A 22,534-nucleotide genomic window follows, 5' to 3' on the forward strand; every position below is an offset into this window, starting at 1 on the left:
TCCTAAAAGCGGCGCTGAAATTTCCTATTTCTTGGTGTTGCAAGGGTTTTGGTGGCGAGTCAGCATGACCGCGTTATCCTTCATCGCGGGCAAGCCACGCTCCCACAGGGTTTAACATTCAACGAAAATCTGTTGCACCGCTTTCGCGAGCAGGCTCGCTCCCACAAGGGGATCTGTGGCGTTGGCAGGTTTTGTGTCATGCCCGGGTCATACGTGCGTGTTTTAGTTTTCCTTTTTCAGGGAGAACACCATGAGCGAATTCGACCTCGGCCGTCGTCGTGTCATACAAGCCGTCGGTGCCGGGCTGTTGTTGCCAGGCCTGGCGCCGGCGGTGATTGCCTCGGTCAAGGATCGGCCGCAACTCACTGATGGCGTGCAGTCCGGCGACGTGCTGGGCGATCGGGCGATGATCTGGAGCCGATGTGATCGTCCGGCGCGCATGGTGGTGGAATGGGACACCCGCAGCCTGTTCAGCAACCCCCGTCGTTTTGTCTCGCCATTGGCCGTGTCCGATACCGACTTCACTGCCCGGGTCGAACTCACTGGCCTGCCCGCCGACCAGGCGATTTTCTACCGCGTGCACTTCGAAGACGCCCAGAGCGGCGTCACCAGCGAACCCTGGTTCGGCCACCTGCGCAGCGTGCCGCAAACCCGTCGCGACCTCCGTTTCGTCTGGAGCGGCGACACCGCCGGCCAGGGCTTCGGCATTAACCCGGACATCGGCGGCATGCGCATCTACGAAGCCATGCGTTTGCGCCTGCCAGACTTCTTTATCCACAGCGGCGACACCATCTACGCCGACGGTCCGATACCTGCGCAGCTCACCACAGAGAGCGGCCGCGTGTGGCGCAACATCACCTCTGAAGCCAAGAGCAAAGTCGCCGAAACCCTCGACGACTATCGCGGCAATTACCGCTACAACCTGATGGACGAAAACATCCGCCGCTTCAACGCCGAGGTTCCGCAGATCTGGCAGTGGGACGACCATGAAGTGGTCAACAACTGGTCGCCGGGCAAGCAATTGGATAATCGCTATAAGAGCAAAGATATCCACAGCCTGGTCGGTCGCGCGCGTCAGGCCTGGCTCGAATACGCACCGATGCGGTTGCAGAGCGCCGATGGCGGCGGGCGGATTTATCGCAAGCTCGGTTATGGGCCATTGCTTGATGTGTTCGTGCTCGACATGCGCAGCTATCGCGGGGCCAATGATGACAACCTGGGCGCCGCTAAACCTTTCCTTGGCCGCGAACAACTGGACTGGCTCAAACTTGAGTTGAAGGCCTCCAAGGCCCAGTGGAAAGTCATCGCCGCCGACATGCCCATCGGCCTCGGCGTACCGGACGGTGAAGTCAGCCCCGGCGTGACGCGTTGGGAAGCGGTGGCCAACGGCGACCCGGGACCGGCTCAGGGCCGTGAACTGGAAATCGCCGAACTGCTGGGTTTCTTGCGGGCGCAGCAGGTGCGCAATTTTGTCTGGCTGACGGCGGATGTGCATTACTGCGCCGCGCACCATTACCACCCGGACCGTGCGGCGTTTCAGGATTTCGAACCGTTCTGGGAGTTTGTCGCCGGGCCTTTGAATGCGGGGAGTTTCGGGCCTGATTCGCTGGATAAGACCTTTGGTCCCGAGGTGGTGTTCGAGAAAGCACCACCGGCACAGAACACCTCGCCGTTTGCTGGGTTTCAGTTTTTTGGTGAGGTGAATATTGATGGGCAGACGGGGGAGATGAGTGTGGTGTTGCGGGATCTGGATGGGGTTTCTGTTTTCGAACAGAAATTGCAGCCAGTCTGATAGAACCACCCCTCACCCCAGCCCTCTCCCCAAAGGGGAGAGGGAGCCGACCGAGGTGTCTTGCGCTATGCATCGACCTGAAGGTCCGAGTCGATTATGGATTCAACGCAGCTCTTTCAGGTCGCAGATTTTCTACAGAAACCCACGGTCAATCCCCTCGCCCCTTTGGGGAGAGGGTTAGGGTGAGGGGGCGATTTCAGACCTGGATCACAATGTTCGAGTCGCAGCAAACCTGAGAATCTGTTCCAGCACTTCGTTCATCTGATCAATCACTTCCAGATTGCTAAACCGCACAACCTCAATACCTTGCTGCTGAAGGTAAAGCGTTCGACGCCGGTCATGTATTTTTGCCGCCGTCTCGTAATGCTGACCACCGTCCAGTTCGATGGCCAACTTCAGTTCCACGCAATAAAAATCCAGGAAGTACGGCGGGCATGGAAACTGCCGACGGAATTTCAGATTGGCGATTTGCCGAGAACGAAGTTTTTGCCAGAGCAGCAGTTCGCAGTCGGTTTGGTGGGTACGCAGGTGGCGGGCGAATTGGCGTTGGTTGGGAGTGGGGCGGGTGGGCATGCTTCACGTCCGTGTGAAGGGGGATGGAGGTTTTACTGTAGCCGAGGTTTTGTCGTTTGCCTGTAGAACCACCCCTCATCGGAACGCCGCTCGCCCATCCCTCTCCCCACGGGGGAGAGGGGGAAAGGGAGCAGACCGGGGCCCTTTCAGAACCTGAGTTCGACTCGATTTTTCAGGTCGATGTATTACGTGAGACACCTCGGTCAGTCCCCTCGCCCCTTGGGGAGAGGGCTAGGGTGAGGGGGGACTTTTAGTAGACGTCGCGGCGGTAACGACCTTGCTCGATCAACCGATCGACCTCGGCAATTCCGAGTATTTCGTTGAGCACGTGATCCACGCCTGAAGCCATCCCCTGCAAGCTGCCGCAGATGTAAATGACCGCACCCTCGGCCAGCCATTGCTTCAGCAAATCAGCCGACTCACGCAAGCGATCCTGTACATAGATCTTCTCAGCCTGATCCCGCGAGAACGCCAGGTCCAGTCGCTCCAGATCCCCCGAAATCAACCATTCTTCCAGCTCATCGCGACACAGATAGTCATGCTCACGATTGCGTTCGCCGAACAACAGCCAATGACGTTGCTGGCCATCGGCGATCCGCGCCTTGAGCAAACTGCGCAGCCCGGCCAGGCCGGTGCCGTTGCCCAGCAGGATCATCGGCAGCGGTTCGACCGGCAGGTGGAAACCGCTGTTGCGCCGCACGCGCAGGCTGATGGTGCCGCCCACCGGGGCGTGTTCGGTCAGCCAGCCGGAGCCGACGCCCAGGCTGCCGTCAGGATGCAGTTCCTGACGCACGATCAGTTCGAGGATGCCATCGGCGGCGATTGAGGCGATGGAGTATTCGCGCATGGCCAGGGGCACCAGCGCATCCACCAGCGCCTGGGCATGCAGGCCGACCAGGTGAGCTCTGTTTTCCGGCAGTTGTCGACTGGCAAGGGCTTGCTCCAGTGGTTGCGACAGGCCATCGAGCGTAACCGTGGCCCGCCCGTCAATGCCCAGGCCATCAAGGAAATGTTCGATCGCCCACGGACAATTGCGCGGCAATACTTCCACCAGGTCACCGGCCAGCCAGCTGCTGGTGGTGGGGGCGGTGAGACCGAGCAGGTAAACGCCTGAACCGCTGCTGTCAGGATTGAGCAGCTCACGGCGGGTCAGGTTCCAGTTGTCATAGCTTGGCGCTTGCCAGGTGTCCACGGGTGCCTGTCCGGTCAGCAGGCCCAGTTGCTGCTGCCAGTGACGCAAGGCGTAAGGGTCGCCGCTGTCGACCTCCACCGGCGCGAACAGGGTCCTGCCGCCGTGCTCGCCGAGCCACGTGTGCAAGCGTCGAGCGAATCCGCAGAAGTGCTGATACTGCCGATCACCGAGGCCGAGCACGGCGTAGTTCAGGCTTTCCAGGCTCAACGTACGGCCCAGCACTTTGCGCTCAAACCCTCGGGCGCTGTCCGGCGCTTCGCCGTCGCCGAAGGTGCTGACGACGAACAACGCATTGCTGGACTCACGCAAGTCTTGCTCGCTGACGTCCGCCAGCGGCTGAACCTTCACCGGCAGGCCCGCAGCCTGCAATTGCCCGGCGGTCTGCCACGCCAGTTGCTCGGCAAAGCCGCTCTGGCTGGCAAAGCCGATCAGCCATGCCGGTGCGTCATTGTCCGGTTGTGCGAGCCCTTTGCGGGCATCCTTGATCTGTTTTTTCTTGCTGCGACGATCGAGGTACAACAACCAGCCCGTGATGAAAAACAGCGGCATCGTGAGCGAGCTGATTGTCAGGATGATCCGCCCGATGATTCCGAAATAGCTGCCGACGTGCAGCGCGTAAATGCTGGTCAGCAGTTGCGCCTTGAGGCTCTTGTCGCTATAGCGATCATGGCGCGCGACGATACCGGTCGCCGGGTCCAGCGTGATCTGGTTCAGTGCGCGGTCGTGGGGCGAGCTGTTCAACAGGTAGAACACGGTGGCCGGTTTTCCGGCCACGGGCGGCATGCGGATGTTGTAGGCACTCAGTGCCGGGCCGGCGGCGCTGTAGATGCTGCTCCACATCGCGGCGTAATCGGCGGTGGGGGCCGGGCCGCTTGGCGCAGGGCCGCGACCGCTGCGGGCGCGCTCGTTCTGCGGTGAGTCGGAAAGCAATCGGGTCAGGCCCTTGTTGTACCACTCATAGGACCAGGACAAACCGGTGAGCGCGGCCAGGAGGTAAAACACCAGGCACCAGGTACCGGCCACCGAGTGCAGATCCCAGTTGAAGCTGCGGCCTTTTTTCTTCCAGTCGAGGGTCAGCCAGGCGCGCCAGCTTTTCCACTGACGCGGCCAGCGCAGGTAAAGACCGGACAGGCAGAAGAACAGCAGAATCAGCGTGCACGCGCCGGTGATTTGCCGACCGGTATCGCCCATGGCGAGGAAGCGGTGCAGTTGCAGCATCAGGCCGAAGAAATCCTGGCCAGTGGCGTCGCCCATGAACTCGGCGGTGTACGGGTCGAAGTAGCGCATCTGCCCACGTCGTTCGCCCGGTGGCGGGGTAAAGATCACCCGCGCGGCGTTACCGCTGTCGGTTTCGACCCAGAGCATCGAGACTTTCTTGCCCGAGGCGCCCTCGATTTTTTCCACCAGTTCGGCGGGCGGCAGGACGCCGGCGACCTGCTTCTCGACCTGCAACACAGAAGGGTTCAGCGCACGCAGGATTTCATCCTGAAACGACACCGTCGCCCCGGTGATGCCCATCAGGGCCAGGACCAGTCCGGCGCTGATGCCGAAAAACCAGTGCAACTGGAACAGGGTTTTCTTCAACACGTCACTCGCCTTGTTCGTTCGAAAATAATGATCACGGCGCGCATTATGCCGTGGGTTATCGAGAAACATTCTTTATTACGCACAAAAGCCCCGTTCATAGAGATGAACGGGGCTTGTCGCTGATTTCAGTTTCCATTCTCAACTGTAGGAGCACAGCTTGCTCGCGATGACGGTGTGTCAGCCAACATCAATGTTGAATGTGCCGGCGTCATCGCGAGCAGGCTCGCTCCCACAGGATCAGAAGTGGAAGTTGGCGCTCAGCAGGGCGGTACGACCCGCCGCCACGTGGGCGTAGTGCGTCTGGAACACCTGGTCGAAGTAACGCTTGTCGGTCAGGTTCTGCACGTTGAGTTGCAGGTCGACGTTCTTGGTCAGGGCGTAGCTGGCCATTGCGTCGTAGCGCCAGTAGGACGGGATCTCCACCGAGTTGGCGATGTTGCCGAACTGCGAGTCGACGAACGTGGCACCGGCGCCGACGGTCAACTTGTCCGGCACCAGGTCGTAGGTCGACCAGAACGTGAAGTTGTTCCGTGGGGTACTTGGCATGTGATTGCCTTCATCGACGGCGAGGGTGGTTTTGACCACTTCGCTTTCCATGTAGGTGTAGCCGCCGAAGACTCTCCAGTTACGGGTCAGCTTGCCGCTGTAGCTCAGTTCCAGACCATTGACCCGCTGCTCGCCGTCCAGCACTTGCGTGGTGGCGCCATCCGGATCGTTCATGCGCGCGTTGGTTTTTTCGGTGCGAAACAGTGCGGCGGTCAACGACAGGTCGTCACCGAAGAAATCCCATTTGGTACCGATCTCGTAGTTGCGGTTCTTTTCCGGGTCCAGATCACTGTTGTTCGCCGCCAGTTCCAGGCCACCGTTGCCGCTGGTTTCACCAGACGGGTTGCTGGAGGTGGAGTAGGCCGCGTAGATGCTGCCGTTAGGCAACGGGTTGTAGACCACGCCGATCTGGTAGTTGACCAGGTCGCTGGTGTTCTCACGGGAGAAGTCGTTCGCTGGCACGGTGCTGCTGGCGTTGGCGTGGCCGCTGGATTTGACCTGGTAGTTGTCGTAACGCAGGCCCAGGTTCAGGGACCATTGCTCGTTGAACTTCAGCGTGTCGAACACGTAGGCCGCAGCGGTTTTGGTGTCGGTGTCGGTGAACGCGGCGCTGTCGGTGATCGAGCCGTTCCAGTGATCCCCAGGCGTCGGGTTCTGCAGGCTGGTGCAGTCGCCAGAGTTGAACAGGGCGCGGTTGCAGCGGGTGCCGCTGGCGGTCGAGGTCAGGATGTACGGGCGGTTGTGGGTATCTTGATAGGAAAACTCAAGGCCGGTAACCAGGCTGTGCTCGATGGCGCCGGTGTTGAACCTGGCGCTCAGGTCGGTCTGGTTGATCCAGCCGCTGGACGTCGAGTTACGGCTTTTCGCGCCGCGATACACGCTGCCAAGCGCCGCGTTGCCCTTGCTGTCGTCCGGGTTGGTGACGATGTAATCGAGCGTCGAACGGGACATGCGGAAGCTGTTCGACACGGTCAGGTCATCATTCAGATCGTGTTCGATCTTGATGGTGCCGCTGTCGTTGCTGGTCTGGCGATAGTCGCGACTGGTGAGGCCGTAGAAGTTGTCACGATCGACATGCACAGGTTTATCGACGTTGTACTTGCTGCGGTTGGGGCTCAAGGTCAGCAGGAGGCCGTAGTCGGGCATGTCGTCGGTTTCGACGTGGTAGTAGCCGACGGTCAGGCGAGTGTCGGTACCCAGGCCGAACGCGAAGGAAGGTGCCACGCCCCAACGGCTGACATCCACGGCATCACGGCCGGCGACGTTGGCTTCGTGCTTCATCAGGTTCAGACGAAAGGCCGAGGTGTCGGTCATCTGCTGGTTCAGGTCGAGGGTGGTGCGCTTGGTCTGGTCCGAGCCCCAGGTGAAGCCGCCGTTGTAGGAATTGCCCAGTTTGGCGGTCTTGCTCACCAGGTTCAGGCTGCCACCGGTGGAACCGGCGCCGGTGAAGGCTGACCCCGGGCCCTTGCTGACTTCGATCGATTCTATGTCGAAGATCTCGCGGCTCTGGGAGGCCGGGTCGCGCATGCCGTCGATAAACACGTCGCTTTCGGCGTTGAAGCCGCGAATGATCGGACGATCGCCGGCCGGGTTGCCGCCCTCGCCGGCACCGAACGTGATGCCCGGTGTGGTGCGCAGCGCGTCGACCAGGCTGGTGGCGCCCGTGTCGCGAATCACTTGTTGTGGAATCACGGTGACGCTTTTCGGCGTTTCGCGCAGCGGCGCGGTGTATTTCTTGTTGGCCGAGGTATCAGTCTTGTAGGAAGTCTCATCCTGGGCTTCGCCGTTGATAGCGGTAGCGCCCAGGGAAATCACGTTGCTCGGTGCTTTTTCGTCGATCTTTTCAGCCGCGAAAGCCATGTGGCCCGCAGAGCTGGCAGTGATCGCCACGCCAATTGCAGACGCGAGCAAGCGCGGTGAACTGACCGGTAATTGTGGTTGTTGGCGTGACATGAGAATTCCCCTCCCCAAGGATTTGAGGCCGCGGAATATAGGGTAAACAGGTATTTGTATCAATTGCGAAACGTTACTATTCGCGACAAATTTACATTCTTTACAATTTGTCCTTACGGTTTCGGGTGTCTCGTTCGTCGTAGGGGTTTTACAGAGTCAATAAGAATCAATACCATTGGCGCCCCTTTGCCTTCAGGTGTCATCCCATGCTGCTGCACATTCCCGGCGTGTTCGCGAAAGAAGAAGTGCAGCGCATCCGCGAGGCTCTGGAACAGGCAGATTGGGCCGACGGCAAGATCACCGCCGGCTACCAGTCGGCCAAGGCCAAGCACAATTTGCAACTGCCTGAAGGTCACCCGCTGGCCAAGGAAGTCGGCGCGGCGATGCTGGAACGGCTGTGGAAAAATCCGCTATTCATGTCAGCTGCGTTGCCGCACAAAGTCTTCCCTCCGTTGCTGAACTGTTACACGGCCGGCGGCAGTTTCGACTTTCACATTGACAACGCCGTGCGCCAGCCCAAGGGCAGCATCGAGCGGGTGCGCACCGATTTGTCGGCCACTCTGTTCTTTAGCGAACCGGCCGACTACGACGGTGGCGAGCTGGAAATCCAGGACACCTTCGGCACCCAACGGGTGAAGTTGCCCGCCGGCGACATGGTTCTGTACCCCGGCACCAGCCTGCACAAGGTCAACGCCGTGACGCGCGGCACTCGCTACGCTTCGTTCTTCTGGACCCAAAGCCTGGTCCGCGAAGACAGCCAGCGCGCCTTGCTGTTCGAGATGGACGGGGCGATCCAGCAGCTGACCCAGGACATGCCCGACCATCCTTCGCTGATTCGCCTCACCGGCACTTATCACAACCTGTTGCGTCGCTGGGTCGAGGTATGAGTTATCAACTGCGCCGTGAGGAAGTCCTCGACGGTGATCGTCTCAAAGCCATGCTCGAGGAAAGCCCGGCGCGCGCGGCACAGGCGATTCTGATCGCCGCCCGCGAAGGTGTGCTCGATGCTCAAGCCTTGCTCGGGCAGATTCTGCTGGATGGACAGGGCATCCAGCAGGATCAGCCGCTGGCCTTGCGCTGGTTCGAGATTGCCGCCAAGGGCGGGCACTTGATGGCGCGCAATATGCTCGGACGGTGCCATGAACATGGTTGGGGTTGCGTTGCCGACGCCGCCGTTGCGGCGAGGCATTATCGTCAGGCCGCCGAAGCCGGACTGGATTGGGCGATGTACAACTATGCCAATCTGCTGGCGACCGGGCGCGGGCTGATCGAGGATCAACTGCAAGCACTGAATTTGTATCGCCGCGCGGCTGAGCAAGGGCATGCAAAGTCGATGAACCTGCTGGGGCGTTATCTGGAAGATGGGCGGGTGTGTCCCGCAGATCCGCAAGCTGCGCGTGACTGGTATCGACGCTCGGCGGTCGGCGGGGATTTTCGCGGGCAGTTCAGCTATGCCGCCGTGCTGGCGGATGACGGGAATATCGATGAGGCGTTGGTCTGGTTACGCAAGGCACTGGACGGTGGGAATCTGAATTTCCTGCGGGTTGCCAGTAAGGCGTTGGCGAGCGCGACGGATCCGAAAATTCGAGCGTTGGCGGTGGATTATGCCCATCGCTGCGCCGAACTGAAGTACGATCTGAAACCCCTGTAGGAGCTGTCGAGTGCAACGAGGCTGCGATCTTTTGATCTTGCCCTTAACAATCAAAAGATCGCAGCCTCGTTGCACTCGACAGCTCCTACAGGGGGGGCGGTTTTTTTTTTGGAGATGGATTTCAGACACAAAAAAGCCCATGACACGTCATGGGCTTTTTGCGTTTCGCGTGTAGCGCTTACACGTAAAACGACTTCAGCGGCGGGAAGCCATTGAACTCAACGGCGCTGTAGCTGGTGGTGTAAGCACCGGTCGACAACCAGTACAAACGGTCACCAATCGCCAGGTTCAACGGCAAGCCGTACTTGTAGTTCTCGTACATGATGTCGGCGCTGTCGCAGGTCGGGCCGGCGATGACCACTTCTTCCATTTCGCCTTTCTTCTCGGTCCAGATCGGGAACTTGATGGCTTCGTCCATGGTTTCGATCAGGCCGGAGAACTTGCCCACATCCGTGTACACCCATCGCTCTACCGCGGTACGGGATTTACGGGCGACCAGCACTACTTCGCTGACCAGGATGCCGGCGTTGGCGATCAACGAACGGCCCGGTTCCAGGATGATTTCCGGCAGGTCGTCGCCGAAGTCTTCCTTGAGGAAACGGATGATTTCTTCAGCGTAGGTTTCCAGGCTGTTGGTGCGGGTGATGTAGTTGGCCGGGAAGCCGCCGCCCATGTTGATCAGCTTCAGGTGAATGCCGTCTTCTTCTTTCAGGCGTTCGAAGATCACTTTGACCTTGGCGATCGCCGCGTCCCAGACGCTGATGTCGCGCTGTTGCGAGCCGACGTGGAACGAGATGCCGTACGGCACCAGGCCCAGGTCGCGAGCGAGGATCAGCAGGTCCATGGCCATGTCGGTCTGGCAGCCGAATTTGCGCGACAAAGGCCAGTCAGCAGTGGTCGAGCCTTCGGTGAGGATGCGCACGTAGACTTTCGAGCCCGGTGCAGCCTTGGCGATGTTGCGCAGGTCGGCTTCGGAGTCGGTGGCATACAGACGCACGCCCTTCTCATAGAAGTAGCGAATGTCTTTGGATTTCTTGATGGTGTTGCCGTAGCTGATGCGATCCGGGCCGACGCCCTGGTTCATCACTTTGTCGAGCTCGTAGATCGAAGCGATGTCGAAGTTCGAGCCTTTCTCTTTGAGCAGGTCGATGATTTCGACGGCCGGGTTGGCCTTGACTGCGTAGTAGACCTTGGCGAATTCGAAACCGGCGCGCAGGTCGTCATAGGCCTGGCTGATCATCGCGGTGTCGATCACCACGAACGGGGTTTCTTGTTTGTCGGCGAAGGCCTTCATTTTGTTGAAGGTATCGCGCGCGAAATAGTCTTCGACGTTGATCGACATGCTGGGAACTCCTACTGGCAAACTGAAATTAACAATGGGTGCAAATGAACGTCCTCCGTATCCCCACTTTGGTTCGCCTACTTCCCAAGGCATGTCGCCGAAAGCAAAAAGGCCATGGGAAGCGGTGCTTTCCCTTGGCCTTGCTGTCTCGTCGTCAGTACTTGAGCCGGATGGATCGTTTCCAGCATGGACGTTCGGCGCGAACTTTAGGGCGTGAGGGGCTTGAGATCAACAAAAAATGTCGCGTTTTTACACGCATCCGTCGTGCGGTCCCGGACAGCTACTGATGTAACCGACCTGCATGACAGTGTGATGTTCCCCGAATGGGTATGCACCGCGTCCATTGTGGCGAGGGGATTTATCCCCGTTGGGCTGCGAAGCTGCCCCAAAAACTGCAACTACGGTGTGCCTGATACACCGCATCAGTAGTTTTTGGGCTGCTTCGCAGCCCAACGGGGATAAATCCCCTCGCCACAGGTTTCATCAAGCCTCAGGCGACCGCAGTCTCAGCCGGCGAAACAATGCTGGTCTTGCCCCCACGGGACTTGCCGGAGCTCAAGTACTCGGCAATCGATTCCTGAGTCACTTCACCCAGGAACACCCGCTCCGCATCCATTACCGGCAACCACGAGCGGTTGAACTCGTACATGCGCGACAGCAGGATGCGCAAATGTTCGTCATAGACGGCGGTGGCGTTGAATTCGCGCAAATACTGCGCGCAAGTACCCGTCTGACGGTGCAGGTCGCGACGTCGTACGTAGCCCAGTGCTTTATTGTCGGCGCAAGTGACCACCACATAGCGACGGTCCAGTTCGTCCATCAACTCCAGGGCTTCAGCCACCGGCGTTTCCGGGCTCACCGACGGCGCGTTGTCCGCCGCGTCTTCGGCTTTCACCAGCAACAGACGCTTGAGCGTACTGTCCTGGCCGACGAAGTTGCTGACAAAGTCGTCCGCCGGGTGCGCCAGCAGCGTATCCGGGTGATCGATCTGCAACAGCTTGCCGGCGCGGAAGATCGCGATCTTGTCGCCGAGCTTGATCGCTTCGTCGATGTCATGGCTGACCATGATCACGGTCTTGTTCAGCGCACGCTGCATCTCGAAGAACTCGTTCTGGATCATCTCGCGGTTGATCGGGTCGACCGCGCCGAACGGTTCGTCCATCAACAACAGCGGTGCATCCGCCGCCAAGGCACGAATCACGCCGATCCGCTGCTGCTGACCACCGGACAATTCACGCGGGTAGCGATTCAGGTACTGCTTGGGTTCCAGCTTGATCATGCTCATCAACTCGCGGGCGCGGTCGTGGCATTTCTGTTTGTCCCAGCCCAGCAGGCGCGGAACGATGGTGATGTTTTCCTCGATGGTCATGTTCGGGAACAGACCGATCTGCTGGATCACATAACCGATGTTGCGGCGCAGGGTCACGGCGTCGAGGTCGGTGGTGTCTTCGCCGTTGATCAGGATCTTGCCGGAGGTCGGCTTGATCAGGCGGTTGATCATTTTCAGCGTGGTGCTTTTGCCGCAGCCCGATGGCCCGAGGAACACACAGATCTCGCCTTCATTGACGGTCAGGCTTACCGAGTCCACGGCTTTCACATCTTTGCCGTTGCTTTGGAAGGTCTTGCTGAGGTTTTGAAGTTCGATCATTTGAGGAGTCCTTTTGGAGTCAGCGTGCGTTGCAGCCATTGCAGAAGCAGGTCGGCGAAGATGGCCAGGAGACTGACCAGCACGGCGCCGACGATCAGCATCGACATGTCGCTGCGGCTGATTGAAGCGAGAATAAGTACACCCAGGCCACCGGCGCCGATGGTGGCGGCGATGGTCATTACACCAATGTTCATGACCACGGCGGTGCGCACACCGGCGAGGATTACTGGCACGGCGATCGGCAGTTCGACCATGCGCAGGCGTTGGCCGAAGGTCATGCCGATGCCGCGGGCGGCTTCGCGAATGCCGGGGTCGACGCCGGTCAGGGCGAGGTAGGTGTTACGCATGATCGGCAGCAGCGAGTACAAAAATACTGCGGTGATCGCCGGCATCGGGCCCAGGCCCTGGCCGAATTTGGAGTAGAACGGCAGCAGCAGGCCGAACAGGGCAATCGACGGAACGGTCAGCAGCACCGTGGCGCTGGCTTGCAACGGGCCGGCGAGGGTCGGGAAGCGCGTCATCAGGATGCCCAGCGGCACGCCGACCAGAATCGCCAGGGTCACGGCAATGCCGACCAAGGTGATGTGCTGCCCGGTCAATTGCAGGACCAACGGCCAGTCGAGATGGGAAAAGGCGTTCAGAAATTCCATGTCTTTTCCTCCTTATTTGATTGGATGCTGGCGCAGGAAATCGGCGGCAACGGATGAAGGACTTTCGTGATCGACATCGACCCGCGCATTGAGCTGACGCATGGTGGCGTCGTCGAACAGTTCGGCCAGCGGCTTGAGCTCTTCCGCGAGTTTCGGATGGGCGTCGAGGTAGACCTGACGCACCACCGGCGCAGCGGTGTAGTCCGGGAAGTAGTGTTTGTCGTCTTCCAGCAGTTTCAGCTTGAAGGCGTTCAAGCGACCGTCCGTGGTGTAGACCAGACCGGCGAACACCTGACCATTGCGCAGGGCGGTGTAGACCAAACCAGCATCCATCTGCCGGATGTTTTTGCGGGTCAGGTTCATGCCATAGAGGTCGACCATGCCGTCCAGACCGTCGGAGCGGTTGGCGAACTCGGTGTCTAGGGCGACGAGGTGATTGGTCTTCGCCTCAGCCTGCATCACCGTGTTCAGCTCGCTGATGGTGTTGATCTGCGGGTAAGCCTTGGCGGTGCTTTCTGGCAGGGCCAGGGCGTAGGTGTTGCTGAATTTCGACGGGGTAAGCCAGATCAGGCCTTTTTTCGCGTCGAGTTCTTTCACCTTGGCGTAGGACTGAGCGCTGTCGAGCTTGTCAGTGATGTGGTTGTAAGCCACCAGCGACACGCCGGTGTATTCCCACATCAGGTCCAGCTGACCACTTTCGTGGGCGCTGCGGGCCAGGTTACTGCCCAGACCGCCGGTCACTTGAGTGTCGTAACCCTTGGTGCGCAGGTATTGGGAGGTGATTTCCACCAGCAGGGTTTGTTCGGTGAACACCCGGGCGCCGATGCGGATTACCGGTTTTTCAGCGGCTTGGGCAAATCCTGCGAACAGCAGGGCGCAGCCTAGTAAAAAGCTAAATGTCTTCATAAAGATTCCTTTGCCGAGGCTTAAGACGGGCGCAAGCCGCGTTCGAGCCAGAGGCGGCTGGCGAGTGTCACCAGGCCGTCGAGCAGCAAGGCCAGCAGGGCGGTGCAGGCCGCGCCGAGCAGCAGTTGCGGCTGATTGTTCAAGGCGATGCCAGGGAAAATCAGGCTGCCCAGACTGTTGGCGCCAATCAGGAACGCCAGCGGTGCGGTACCGACGTTGATCGCCAGCGCCACGCGCACGCCACCGATGATGATCGGCACGGCGTTCGGCAGTTCGACCCGCCACAACACCTGAGTCGGTGTCATGCCGATGCCGACGGCCGCTTCCTTGAGCGAACCCTGGACGTTTTTCAGGCCTTCATAGGTGTTGCGCACGATCGGCAACAGCGAGGCGAGGAACAGGGCGAAAATCGCAGGGCCGCTGCCGATGCCGAGGATACCCAGGGCGATGGCCAGTACGGCAAGAGGCGGCACGGTGTTGCCGATGTTGAAGATCTGCATGAAGCGTTCAGCGCGGCCCACCATGGTCGGGCGGCTGAGAAAGATACCGGCGGGTATGCCCACAACAAGGGCGGCCAGCATGGAAGCGAGGACAAGAATCAAATGGGCTTGCAGGTAAAACAACAAATCGTCGCGGTAATGTTCGATCGTGTTGATGCCAATCCAGTGGACCAGCAGGGCCAGGAGGGCGACGACAACCGCACCTCCTATCAGCCCCTTGCCATAGCGAATAGCCACAGGCGGACTCCTTTTTTCTTTGTCGGCGAACGCAGTCCCGAGTGGCAAGGCCATTCCTGGCTGCCGGGATGATCAACGTTCGCGAGAAGCAGCTCTTCATGCTGATAAAACCGCATGAGATCGAGCCATAAGCGCAGCCTCGTCAGGCCAACTTGCTGATTTTTCAGCCCCTGGTACGAGTGCCGTAACAGGGGAGTGGACGTCTGCACCTTTTAAAAGGTTCCATATTTAGCAGCAATTAGCCACCCATGATCTCCCTTCTGGCCCATCCTTCGCCATTGGCGACAGGGCGAACGGTGGTCCGTAGAGGTCGGTTTGCGCTATACTCGCCGCCCTTTTTTGAATCACCTGCCAGGCGATTTCCCATGACCAAACAGGCCGCCGAAGTCGCGAAACGCCGCACTTTCGCCATTATTTCCCACCCCGATGCCGGTAAAACCACCATCACCGAGAAGCTCTTGCTGATGGGCAAGGCGATTGCGATTGCTGGCACGGTGAAATCTCGCAAATCTGACCGCCATGCCACCTCCGACTGGATGGAAATGGAAAAACAACGGGGTATTTCCATTACCACGTCGGTCATGCAGTTCCCGTATCGCGACCACATGATCAACCTGCTCGACACCCCGGGCCACGAAGACTTCTCCGAAGACACCTACCGCACCCTGACGGCAGTGGACTCGGCCTTGATGGTTCTCGATGGCGGTAAGGGCGTTGAGCCACGCACCATCGCGCTGATGGACGTCTGCCGTCTGCGTGACACGCCGATTGTCAGCTTCATCAACAAACTCGACCGTGACATCCGCGACCCGATCGAACTGCTCGACGAAATCGAAGCGGTCCTGAAGATCAAGGCGGCGCCGATCACCTGGCCGATCGGCTGCTACCGCGACTTCAAGGGCGTCTATCACCTCGCCGACGACTACATCATCGTGTACACAGCTGGCCACGGCCACGAGCGCACCGATGTGAAAATCATCGAGAAGCTCGACTCCGATGAAGCCCGCGCGCACCTCGGTGACGAATACGATCGCTTCGTCGATCAGCTGGAACTGGTGCAGGGCGCCTGTCACGAATTCAATCAACAGGAATTCCTCGACGGCCAACTGACTCCGGTGTTTTTCGGGACTGCATTGGGCAACTTCGGTGTCGATCACGTGCTTGACGCCGTGGTCAATTGGGCGCCGAAACCGCTGGCCCGTGTCGCCAACGAGCGCACCGTGGAACCGGTTGAAGAGAAATTCGCCGGCTTCGTGTTCAAGATCCAGGCGAACATGGACCCGAAACACCGCGACCGTATCGCCTTTATGCGTATCTGCTCCGGCAAGTACGAAAAAGGCATGAAGATGCGCCACGTGCGCACCGGCAAAGACGTGCGGATCGGCGATGCGCTGACCTTCTTCTCCTCCGAGCGTGAGCAACTGGAAGAAGCGTTTGCCGGCGACATCATCGGCCTGCACAACCACGGCACCATCCAGATCGGCGACACCTTCACCGAAGGCGAAGTCCTGGGCTTCACCGGTATCCCGCACTTCGCCCCGGAACTGTTCCGTCGCGTGCGCCTGCGTGATCCGCTGAAATCCAAGCAACTGCGTCAGGGCCTGCAGCAACTGGCGGAAGAGGGTGCCACTCAGGTGTTCTTCCCGACGCGCAGCAACGACATCATCCTCGGCGCCGTCGGTGTGCTGCAGTTCGATGTGGTCGCCAGCCGTTTGAAAGAGGAATACAAGGTCGAGTGCTCCTACGAGCCGATTACTGTGTATTCCGCGCGCTGGATCGATTGCAGCGATAAGAAGAAGCTCGAAGAGTTCAGCGTCAAGGCTGTGGAAAACCTCGCCATCGACGGCGGCGGTCACCTGACCTACCTGGCCCCGACGCGGGTCAACCTGGCGCTGATGGAAGAGCGCTGGCCGGACGTGAAATTCCGTGCGACGCGTGAGCATCATTAATTTGTAGGCGCCGGGGGCGGTTAGCCCTTGCTGGCGATGGCGGTTTTGAGATTGCCATCGCGAGCAAGCTTTGCTCCTACGGATTGTGTGGTGCACCCGAAAGCCCGTGGCGAAAGCTGCGGGTTTTTTTTGATTTTTTTTTAGCTCCAGGCGATCGGAGTGTGAGGTTTTTCTGTAGGTCTTTTTTCCTGACTTTGTAGCTTGCCTCTGTTTTTTCGTGACCAGGGTTTTTACCCGTGACAACGCAATTGTTGGGGGCTAGTGTTCGGAGGACCTTTCGCAAACAGCGATTTTCCACGGAGCAGGAGCACAAGGGATCAATGGAATGACCAGTCGGCTTACTCACCTGCTGCGGCTGGACGGCTATTTCTGCGTAATGGCCTGGGTGCTGGCGGCGCTGTTGTTCATCAATCGCTTGAGCACCATGGTCAAGCTGTTCATGGCGTTGTACTTGCGCCAGGAACTGGGGCTTGCGATTGAAACCGTTGGCTGGTTGTTATCCGGATACGGGGCCGGCTTGCTGATCGGGTCAATGGTCGGCGGACTGCTCAGTGATCATTTCTCCACGGCGCGGCTCACTGCCGCGTTGTTTTTTGTCTCGGCATGGGTATTGGTCTTGTTGGGGCTGGTGACTGACGTGCCTTTGCTGGCTGGGTTGCTGCTGTTCAGCGGTGTACTCGATGGAGCGATTCGCACCCTTCATCAGCGGTTGATCATGGAGTATTGCCAGGTTGCGCAGCGTGCTCGTGCGCAGTCTTTGAGTCGTGTTGCCAGAAACCTGGGCATGGCGGTCGCCGGGGTGGTGGGTGGGGTGCTGGCGCAGACTGATTTTCGCTGGGTATTTTTTGTCAGTGCAGCCATGACGCTGTTGGCGTTTTTGTGGTTTGTCCGAACGACATTTCATCGACCGGTCTTGATACCGGATGAGGTGCCTGAAATTGCTTCAGGTTCATGCGTACCGTATCGAAACAAACCGTTCCTGTGGTTGTTGGCGGCTGCCGTCGTGCTCGGCCTGGCCTTTGACCCGGTCTACAGCATGTTGGGCAACTATTTACTCGAGTATTACCGGTTGAGCACCGAGGTCATTGGGTGGCAATTTGCACTCAATGCGATGCTGGTGGTGCTGCTGCAAATACCGTTATCACATTGGAGTGAGCAATGGGGCGTACGTCGGCAACTGGTGGCGGGGAGCCTGTTATTGGCCTGCGGGCTCGGGATGTTGCCGTTGGGGGCCGGGGTGCTTTTTGTCTGCCTGTCGACCGTGATTTGGACGCTTGGCGAAGCTCTTTTCATGCCGCCCCTGAACGTGCTGGTCATGCAGCATGCGCAAGGAGGAAAAAGCGGGCATTACTTTGGTCTTTTTTTCATGTGCTGGAGTGCAAGTGCCCTGCTTTCGCCTGCGCTTGGAGGCCAGCTCTATGGTCATTTCGGTGGGCATAGCGTCTGGCTCGCCAGTGCGGCTCTGGCGGTCCTGTCCATACCGCTGATTTATCAAGCGACTCGCTTGTCAGGACAGCAAAAGGTTCTTCCAACAGCGCGCGCCGAGCCTGCTTCACTTAGCTGATCCGGTTATAGACGTTATTCAAAACCAATCTCCCCACCAAGGGCATTCCGTCCATCCGTTAGCGTCCTATCTGGAGAACCGAATCAATCGGAACTAGATTCTATTCAACGCCAGAGAAGGCATCGCTGTTTCACCTACAAATGGATGGAATCGGCTATGAACAGGTTGCTACGCGTTTTATTGATGTTGAAAGTATTGGTAATGCTGACCCTCGGCAGTTCGGCGGTCTGGGCCGAGTGCGAGAATCACGATACCCAGGCTTCGAGCGGGCAGGTCGGGCAGGGTGAATTGATGCTCGCCAAGTCCGAATCGGAGCCGGGCGATCAGGGGCAGGGCGGCAGCGCAGACGATGACGACTCGACCACTGACGAACCGGACGATGAGGATGAAGGGGCTTAAGTGACAGACAAAAGAAAACCCCTCCTGCCCGACTGATGCGCAGCCGAAGCAGAAGGGGTTAGTGAACAGGTCGTCTATCCCTGTGGGAGCGAGCAGGCTCACTCCCACATTTTTATGCCGCGCCGTCGAGGAATTGCTCGGCGTAGTGGCAAGCCACCTGGCGGCTGTCGAGCAGGCGCAGGGCCGGCTCTTCAGTGCTGCAACGCTCGGTCGCGTACGGGCAGCGCTTGTGGAAAGCGCAACCCGATGGCGGGTTCAACGGGTTGGGCAACTCGCCGACGATCTTGATTTTCGGCTTGTTCGGGTCCGGGTGAATGGTCGGGGTGGCCGACAGCAGCGCCTGGGTGTACGGGTGCAGAGGACGCTCGTAGATGTCGTTCTTCGGGCCCATTTCTACCGGGCGACCGAGGTACATCACCATCACGTCATCGGCGACGTGTTGCACCACCGCCAGGTTGTGGGAGATGAACACGTAAGCGGTGTTGAACTCTTGCTGCAAGTCCATGAACAGGTTCAGCACCTGCGCCTGAATGGACACGTCCAGCGCCGAGGTCGGTTCATCCGCTACCAGCACTTTAGGCTGCAACATCATCGCGCGGGCCAGGGCGATCCGCTGGCGCTGACCGCCGGAGAACATGTGCGGATAACGCTGGTAGTGCTCAGGACGCAAGCCCACCTGCTTCATCATCGCCTGCACTTTCTCACGACGTTCGGCGGCGCTCAGGTTGGTGTTGATCAGCAGCGGCTCGCCGAGCTGGTCACCGACCTTTTGCCGCGGGTTCAACGACGCGTAAGGGCTCTGGAACACCATCTGCACGTCTTTGCGCAATTGCTTGCGTTCAGCTTTGTTCGCGCCGGTGACTTCCTGCCCGGCGATTTTCAAGGAACCGGAGGACGGCTCTTCGATCAGCGTCAGGGCACGGGCCAGGGTGGATTTGCCGCAGCCCGATTCGCCGACGACAGCGAGGGTCTTGCCGGCTTCCAGTTCGAACGACACACCGTTCAGGGCGCGAACGGTCGCATGGCCCTTGAACAGGCCACGGGACACTTCGTAGTGACGGGTCAGGTCGCGGGCGGTAAGTACGACGGCCATTACGCCACCTCCTGATTCAACGGGTAGAAGCAGCGGGCGAGGCTGTTGCTTTTCGGGTCGAGGGTTGGACGTTGCTGACGGCAGGTCTCCTGCACGTACGGGCAACGCGGCGACAGCAGGCAACCCTGCGGACGGTCATAACGACCGGGAACGATGCCCGGCAGCGTGGCCAGGCGCGTGGCGCCGAGGCTGTGTTCCGGAATCGCCTTGAGCAGCGCTTCGCTGTACGGGTGCGCCGGAATGTCGAACAGCTGAGGCACCTGACCCACTTCGACCGCTTGGCCGGCGTACATCACGCACACGCGCTGGGCGGTTTCGGCCACGACCGCGAGGTCGTGTGTGATCAGCACCAGGCCCATGTTCTGCTCTTTCTGCAGGGCCAACAGCAGGTCCATGATCTGCGCCTGAATCGTTACGTCCAGTGCCGTGGTCGGTTCGTCGGCGATCAGCAGTTTCGGTTCGCCGGCAATCGCCATGGCGATCGCAACACGCTGGCTCATACCACCGGACAGTTGATGCGGGTAAGCATCCATACGGCTGGCGGCGCCCGGGATTTCAACTTTTTCCAGCAATTCGATGGCACGTTTGCGGGCTTGCTTGCCGGACATTTTCAGGTGCAGGCGCAGCACTTCTTCGATCTGGAAACCGACGGTGTAGCTCGGGTTCAGCGCGGTCATCGGGTCCTGGAAAACCATGGCCAGGTCTTTGCCGACGATCTGCCGACGCTGACGGTTGCTCAGTTTGAGCATGTTCTTGCCGTCGAAATTCAGGGCGTCGGCGGTGACGATCCCCGGATGTTCGATCAAGCCCATCAGCGCCATCATGGTCACGGACTTGCCGGAACCCGATTCGCCAACGATGGCCAGAACTTCGCCCTTGTCCACGGTAATGTCGAGACCGTCGACCACCGGAACGGCGTTCTTGTCGCCGAAGCGAACGTTGAGATTCTTGATTTCTAACAGTGACATTTGAATCTCCTCAGGCGGCGTTCTTGAGTTTCGGGTCCAGCGCATCGCGCAGGCCGTCGCCCATCAAGTTGATTGCCAGCACGCTGAGCAAAATGGTCAAACCAGGCAGACTGACGACCCACCAGGCGCGTTCGATGTAGTCACGAGCCGAAGCCAGCATGGTGCCCCACTCAGGGGTTGGCGGTTGAACGCCAAGGCCGAGGAAGCCCAGTGCGGCGGCATCGAGAATCGCCGAGGAGAAACTCAAGGTCGCCTGAACGATCAGCGGCGCCATGCAGTTAGGCAGCACGGTGACGAACATCAGGCGTGGCAGACCGGCACCGGCCAGGCGCGCGGCGGTCACGTAGTCGCGGTTCAGTTCGCCCATCACCGCGGCGCGGGTCAGACGAACATAGGACGGCAACGAAACCACGGCGATGGCAATAATGGTGTTGATCAGGCCAGGGCCGAGGATGGCGACAATCGCCACCGCCAGCAGCAGGGACGGCAGGGCCAGCATGATGTCCATCAGACGCATGATGGTCGGGCCGAGCAGGCGCGGGAAGAACCCGGCGAACAGACCCAAAAGGATGCCCGGAATCAGCGACATCACCACCGACGACAAGCCGATCAGCAGGGACAGGCGCGAACCGTGGATCAGCCGCGACAGCAGGTCGCGACCCAGTTCATCGGTGCCGAGCAGGAACTGGAGCTGCCCACCTTCCAGCCAGGACGGCGGGGTCAGCAGGAAGTCGCGAAATTGCTCGCTCGGGTTATGCGGTGCCACCCAAGGGGCGAACAGGGCGCAGAAGATCACCAGCAGCATGAACAGCAGGCCGGCGACGGCGCCTTTGTTCTTGGAGAACGCTTGCCAGAATTCTTTGTAGGGAGACGGATACAGCAGGCTTTGATCGACTGCTACCGGTGTAGTGAGAGTGGTCATGGTCTTGATCTCAGCGCTGATGACGGATGCGTGGGTTGGCAAAGCCGTAGAGGATGTCCACCACGAAGTTGACCAGAATCACCAGGCAGGCAATTAACAGGATGCCGTTTTGCACCACGGGATAGTCCCGTGCGCCAATGGCTTCGATCAGCCATTTGCCGATGCCGGGCCAGGAGAAGATGGTTTCGGTCAGGACCGCACCGGCCAGCAATGTGCCGACTTGCAGGCCGACCACGGTCAGCACCGGAATCAGCGCGTTACGCAGGCCGTGGACGAACACCACGCGCGAGGGCGACAGGCCTTTGGCGCGGGCGGTACGGATGTAGTCTTCACGCAGCACTTCGAGCATCGAAGAACGGGTCATCCGCGCGATCACTGCCAGCGGGATGGTGCCGAGCACAATGGCCGGCAGGATCAGGTGATGCAGGGCATCGAAGAACGCACCGACGTCATCGGCCAGCAGTGTGTCGATGAGCATGAAACCGGTCCGCGGCTCGATGTCGTAGAGCAGGTCGATCCGCCCGGACACCGGGGTCCAGCCCAGGGATACCGAGAAGAACATGATCAGGATCAGGCCCCACCAGAAGATCGGCATCGAGTATCCCGCCAGGGAGACGCCCATCACCCCGTGGTCGAACAGGGATCCTCGCTTGAGTGCCGCGATCACCCCGGCCAGAAGGCCCAGGATGCCGGCGAACAACAGGGCGGCCATGGACAGTTCCAGGGTCGCGGGGAATAGAGAAGTGAATTCGCTCCAGACACTTTCACGGGTACGCAGGGATTCGCCGAGATCGCCGTGGGCCAGTTTGCCAACGTAATCCAGGTATTGGGCATACAGGGGTTTGTTCAGACCTAGGCGTTCCATTGCCTGAGCGTGCATTTCGGGGTCGACTCGACGTTCGCCCATCATTACTTCCACGGGGTCGCCTGGAATCATGCGAATCAACGCGAAAGTCAGCAAGGTGATGCCGAAGAACGTGGGGATCAATAACCCCAATCGGCGGGCAATAAAACTAAACATCTTGTGGTGTACCTCATCAGCCGGTTAGGCGTGCCTGGCGT

Annotated in this window: 18 protein-coding genes; 6 read left to right on the plus strand and 12 right to left on the minus strand. The window is 59.5% G+C overall.

Translation table 11 applies throughout. The features are described 5' to 3' along the window. The first annotated feature begins 250 nt into the window (after positions 1 to 250). A complete protein-coding gene (locus IB252_RS20930) occupies positions 251 to 1,792 on the plus strand; it encodes an alkaline phosphatase D family protein (RefSeq protein ID WP_192410130.1) in 1,542 nt (513 codons plus the stop codon). A 207-nt stretch (positions 1,793 to 1,999) separates the two neighbouring features. On the opposite strand, the gene IB252_RS20935 is transcribed toward IB252_RS20930, so the two are convergent. The 3 genes from IB252_RS20935 to IB252_RS20945 form a co-directional block, all read right to left on the minus strand. Then, positions 2,000 to 2,365 carry an endonuclease domain-containing protein gene (locus IB252_RS20935; RefSeq protein ID WP_192410131.1) on the minus strand — a complete coding sequence of 122 codons (366 nt, stop codon included), beginning with the start codon at positions 2,363 to 2,365 and terminating at the stop codon, positions 2,000 to 2,002. Between the two features lie 250 nt (positions 2,366 to 2,615). Further along, positions 2,616 to 5,144, minus strand: a complete 2,529-nt coding sequence (locus tag IB252_RS20940; protein WP_192410132.1) for a PepSY domain-containing protein — start codon at positions 5,142 to 5,144, stop codon at positions 2,616 to 2,618. A gap of 237 nt (positions 5,145 to 5,381) precedes the next feature. After that, the gene (locus IB252_RS20945) at positions 5,382 to 7,643 is read right to left on the minus strand and encodes a TonB-dependent receptor (RefSeq protein ID WP_192410133.1); all 2,262 of its coding nucleotides are present in this window, start codon (positions 7,641 to 7,643) and stop codon (positions 5,382 to 5,384) included. A 206-nt stretch (positions 7,644 to 7,849) separates the two neighbouring features. Between IB252_RS20945 and IB252_RS20950 the strand changes: the two genes are divergently transcribed. Both IB252_RS20950 and IB252_RS20955 read left to right on the plus strand, forming a co-directional pair. Further along, complete coding sequence (locus tag IB252_RS20950; protein WP_111450445.1) at positions 7,850 to 8,530, plus strand: Fe2+-dependent dioxygenase; 681 nt, start codon at positions 7,850 to 7,852, stop codon at positions 8,528 to 8,530. Next, complete coding sequence (locus IB252_RS20955; RefSeq protein ID WP_192410134.1) at positions 8,527 to 9,294, plus strand: tetratricopeptide repeat protein; 768 nt, start codon at positions 8,527 to 8,529, stop codon at positions 9,292 to 9,294. The genes IB252_RS20950 and IB252_RS20955 overlap by 4 nt, the downstream gene beginning before the upstream one ends. 178 nt (positions 9,295 to 9,472) lie before the next feature. Here the strand turns inward: IB252_RS20955 and IB252_RS20960 are convergent, their stop codons facing one another. The 5 genes from IB252_RS20960 to IB252_RS20980 form a co-directional block, all read right to left on the minus strand. Next, positions 9,473 to 10,636: a type III PLP-dependent enzyme gene (locus IB252_RS20960; RefSeq protein WP_027924486.1), complete on the minus strand. Its 1,164-nt coding sequence runs from the start codon at positions 10,634 to 10,636 to the stop codon at positions 9,473 to 9,475. Positions 10,637 to 11,126: 490 nt separating this feature from the next. Next, positions 11,127 to 12,284: a betaine/proline/choline family ABC transporter ATP-binding protein gene (locus tag IB252_RS20965; protein WP_192410135.1), complete on the minus strand. Its 1,158-nt coding sequence runs from the start codon at positions 12,282 to 12,284 to the stop codon at positions 11,127 to 11,129. Continuing rightward, positions 12,281 to 12,934 carry an ABC transporter permease gene (locus IB252_RS20970; RefSeq protein ID WP_008148960.1) on the minus strand — a complete coding sequence of 218 codons (654 nt, stop codon included), beginning with the start codon at positions 12,932 to 12,934 and terminating at the stop codon, positions 12,281 to 12,283. Before IB252_RS20970 ends, IB252_RS20965 begins: the two co-directional genes overlap by 4 nt. A gap of 12 nt (positions 12,935 to 12,946) precedes the next feature. Next, positions 12,947 to 13,840 carry a glycine betaine ABC transporter substrate-binding protein gene (locus IB252_RS20975; protein ID WP_192410136.1) on the minus strand — a complete coding sequence of 298 codons (894 nt, stop codon included), beginning with the start codon at positions 13,838 to 13,840 and terminating at the stop codon, positions 12,947 to 12,949. 20 nt (positions 13,841 to 13,860) lie between these two features. Further along, on the minus strand, positions 13,861 to 14,577 hold the full coding sequence (locus tag IB252_RS20980; protein WP_008148956.1) for an ABC transporter permease: 717 nt from the start codon (positions 14,575 to 14,577) through the stop codon (positions 13,861 to 13,863). A gap of 365 nt (positions 14,578 to 14,942) precedes the next feature. On the opposite strand from IB252_RS20980, the gene IB252_RS20985 reads away from it, so the two are divergent. From IB252_RS20985 to IB252_RS20995, 3 genes are all read left to right on the plus strand, one after another. Beyond that, positions 14,943 to 16,526 carry a peptide chain release factor 3 gene (locus IB252_RS20985; RefSeq protein ID WP_056742891.1) on the plus strand — a complete coding sequence of 528 codons (1,584 nt, stop codon included), beginning with the start codon at positions 14,943 to 14,945 and terminating at the stop codon, positions 16,524 to 16,526. Positions 16,527 to 16,851: 325 nt separating this feature from the next. Further along, positions 16,852 to 18,090 carry an MFS transporter gene (locus IB252_RS20990; protein WP_192410137.1) on the plus strand — a complete coding sequence of 413 codons (1,239 nt, stop codon included), beginning with the start codon at positions 16,852 to 16,854 and terminating at the stop codon, positions 18,088 to 18,090. A gap of 156 nt (positions 18,091 to 18,246) precedes the next feature. Then, positions 18,247 to 18,489 (plus strand): hypothetical protein, encoded by a 243-nt coding sequence (locus IB252_RS20995; RefSeq protein WP_192410138.1) that lies wholly within the window; start codon positions 18,247 to 18,249, stop codon positions 18,487 to 18,489. Between the two features lie 112 nt (positions 18,490 to 18,601). On the opposite strand, the gene IB252_RS21000 is transcribed toward IB252_RS20995, so the two are convergent. The 4 genes from IB252_RS21000 to IB252_RS21015 are packed head-to-tail and all read right to left on the minus strand — an operon-like array spanning position 18,602 to position 22,493. Next, positions 18,602 to 19,582: a peptide ABC transporter ATP-binding protein gene (locus IB252_RS21000; RefSeq protein ID WP_111450436.1), complete on the minus strand. Its 981-nt coding sequence runs from the start codon at positions 19,580 to 19,582 to the stop codon at positions 18,602 to 18,604. Further along, positions 19,582 to 20,550, minus strand: coding sequence for an ABC transporter ATP-binding protein (locus tag IB252_RS21005; protein ID WP_111450435.1), 969 nt, complete (start codon positions 20,548 to 20,550; stop codon positions 19,582 to 19,584). The genes IB252_RS21000 and IB252_RS21005 overlap by 1 nt, the downstream gene beginning before the upstream one ends. Before the next feature lie 10 nt (positions 20,551 to 20,560). Further along, entirely contained in the window at positions 20,561 to 21,472 is a 912-nt protein-coding gene (locus IB252_RS21010; RefSeq protein ID WP_111450434.1) for an ABC transporter permease subunit, read from the minus strand. Positions 21,473 to 21,482: 10 nt separating this feature from the next. Next, positions 21,483 to 22,493 carry an ABC transporter permease subunit gene (locus IB252_RS21015; RefSeq protein ID WP_008148942.1) on the minus strand — a complete coding sequence of 337 codons (1,011 nt, stop codon included), beginning with the start codon at positions 22,491 to 22,493 and terminating at the stop codon, positions 21,483 to 21,485. Positions 22,494 to 22,534: the final 41 nt, after the last annotated feature.

This window comes from Pseudomonas sp. PDM10 (genome assembly GCF_014852295.1).
GTDB lineage: Bacteria > Pseudomonadota > Gammaproteobacteria > Pseudomonadales > Pseudomonadaceae > Aquipseudomonas.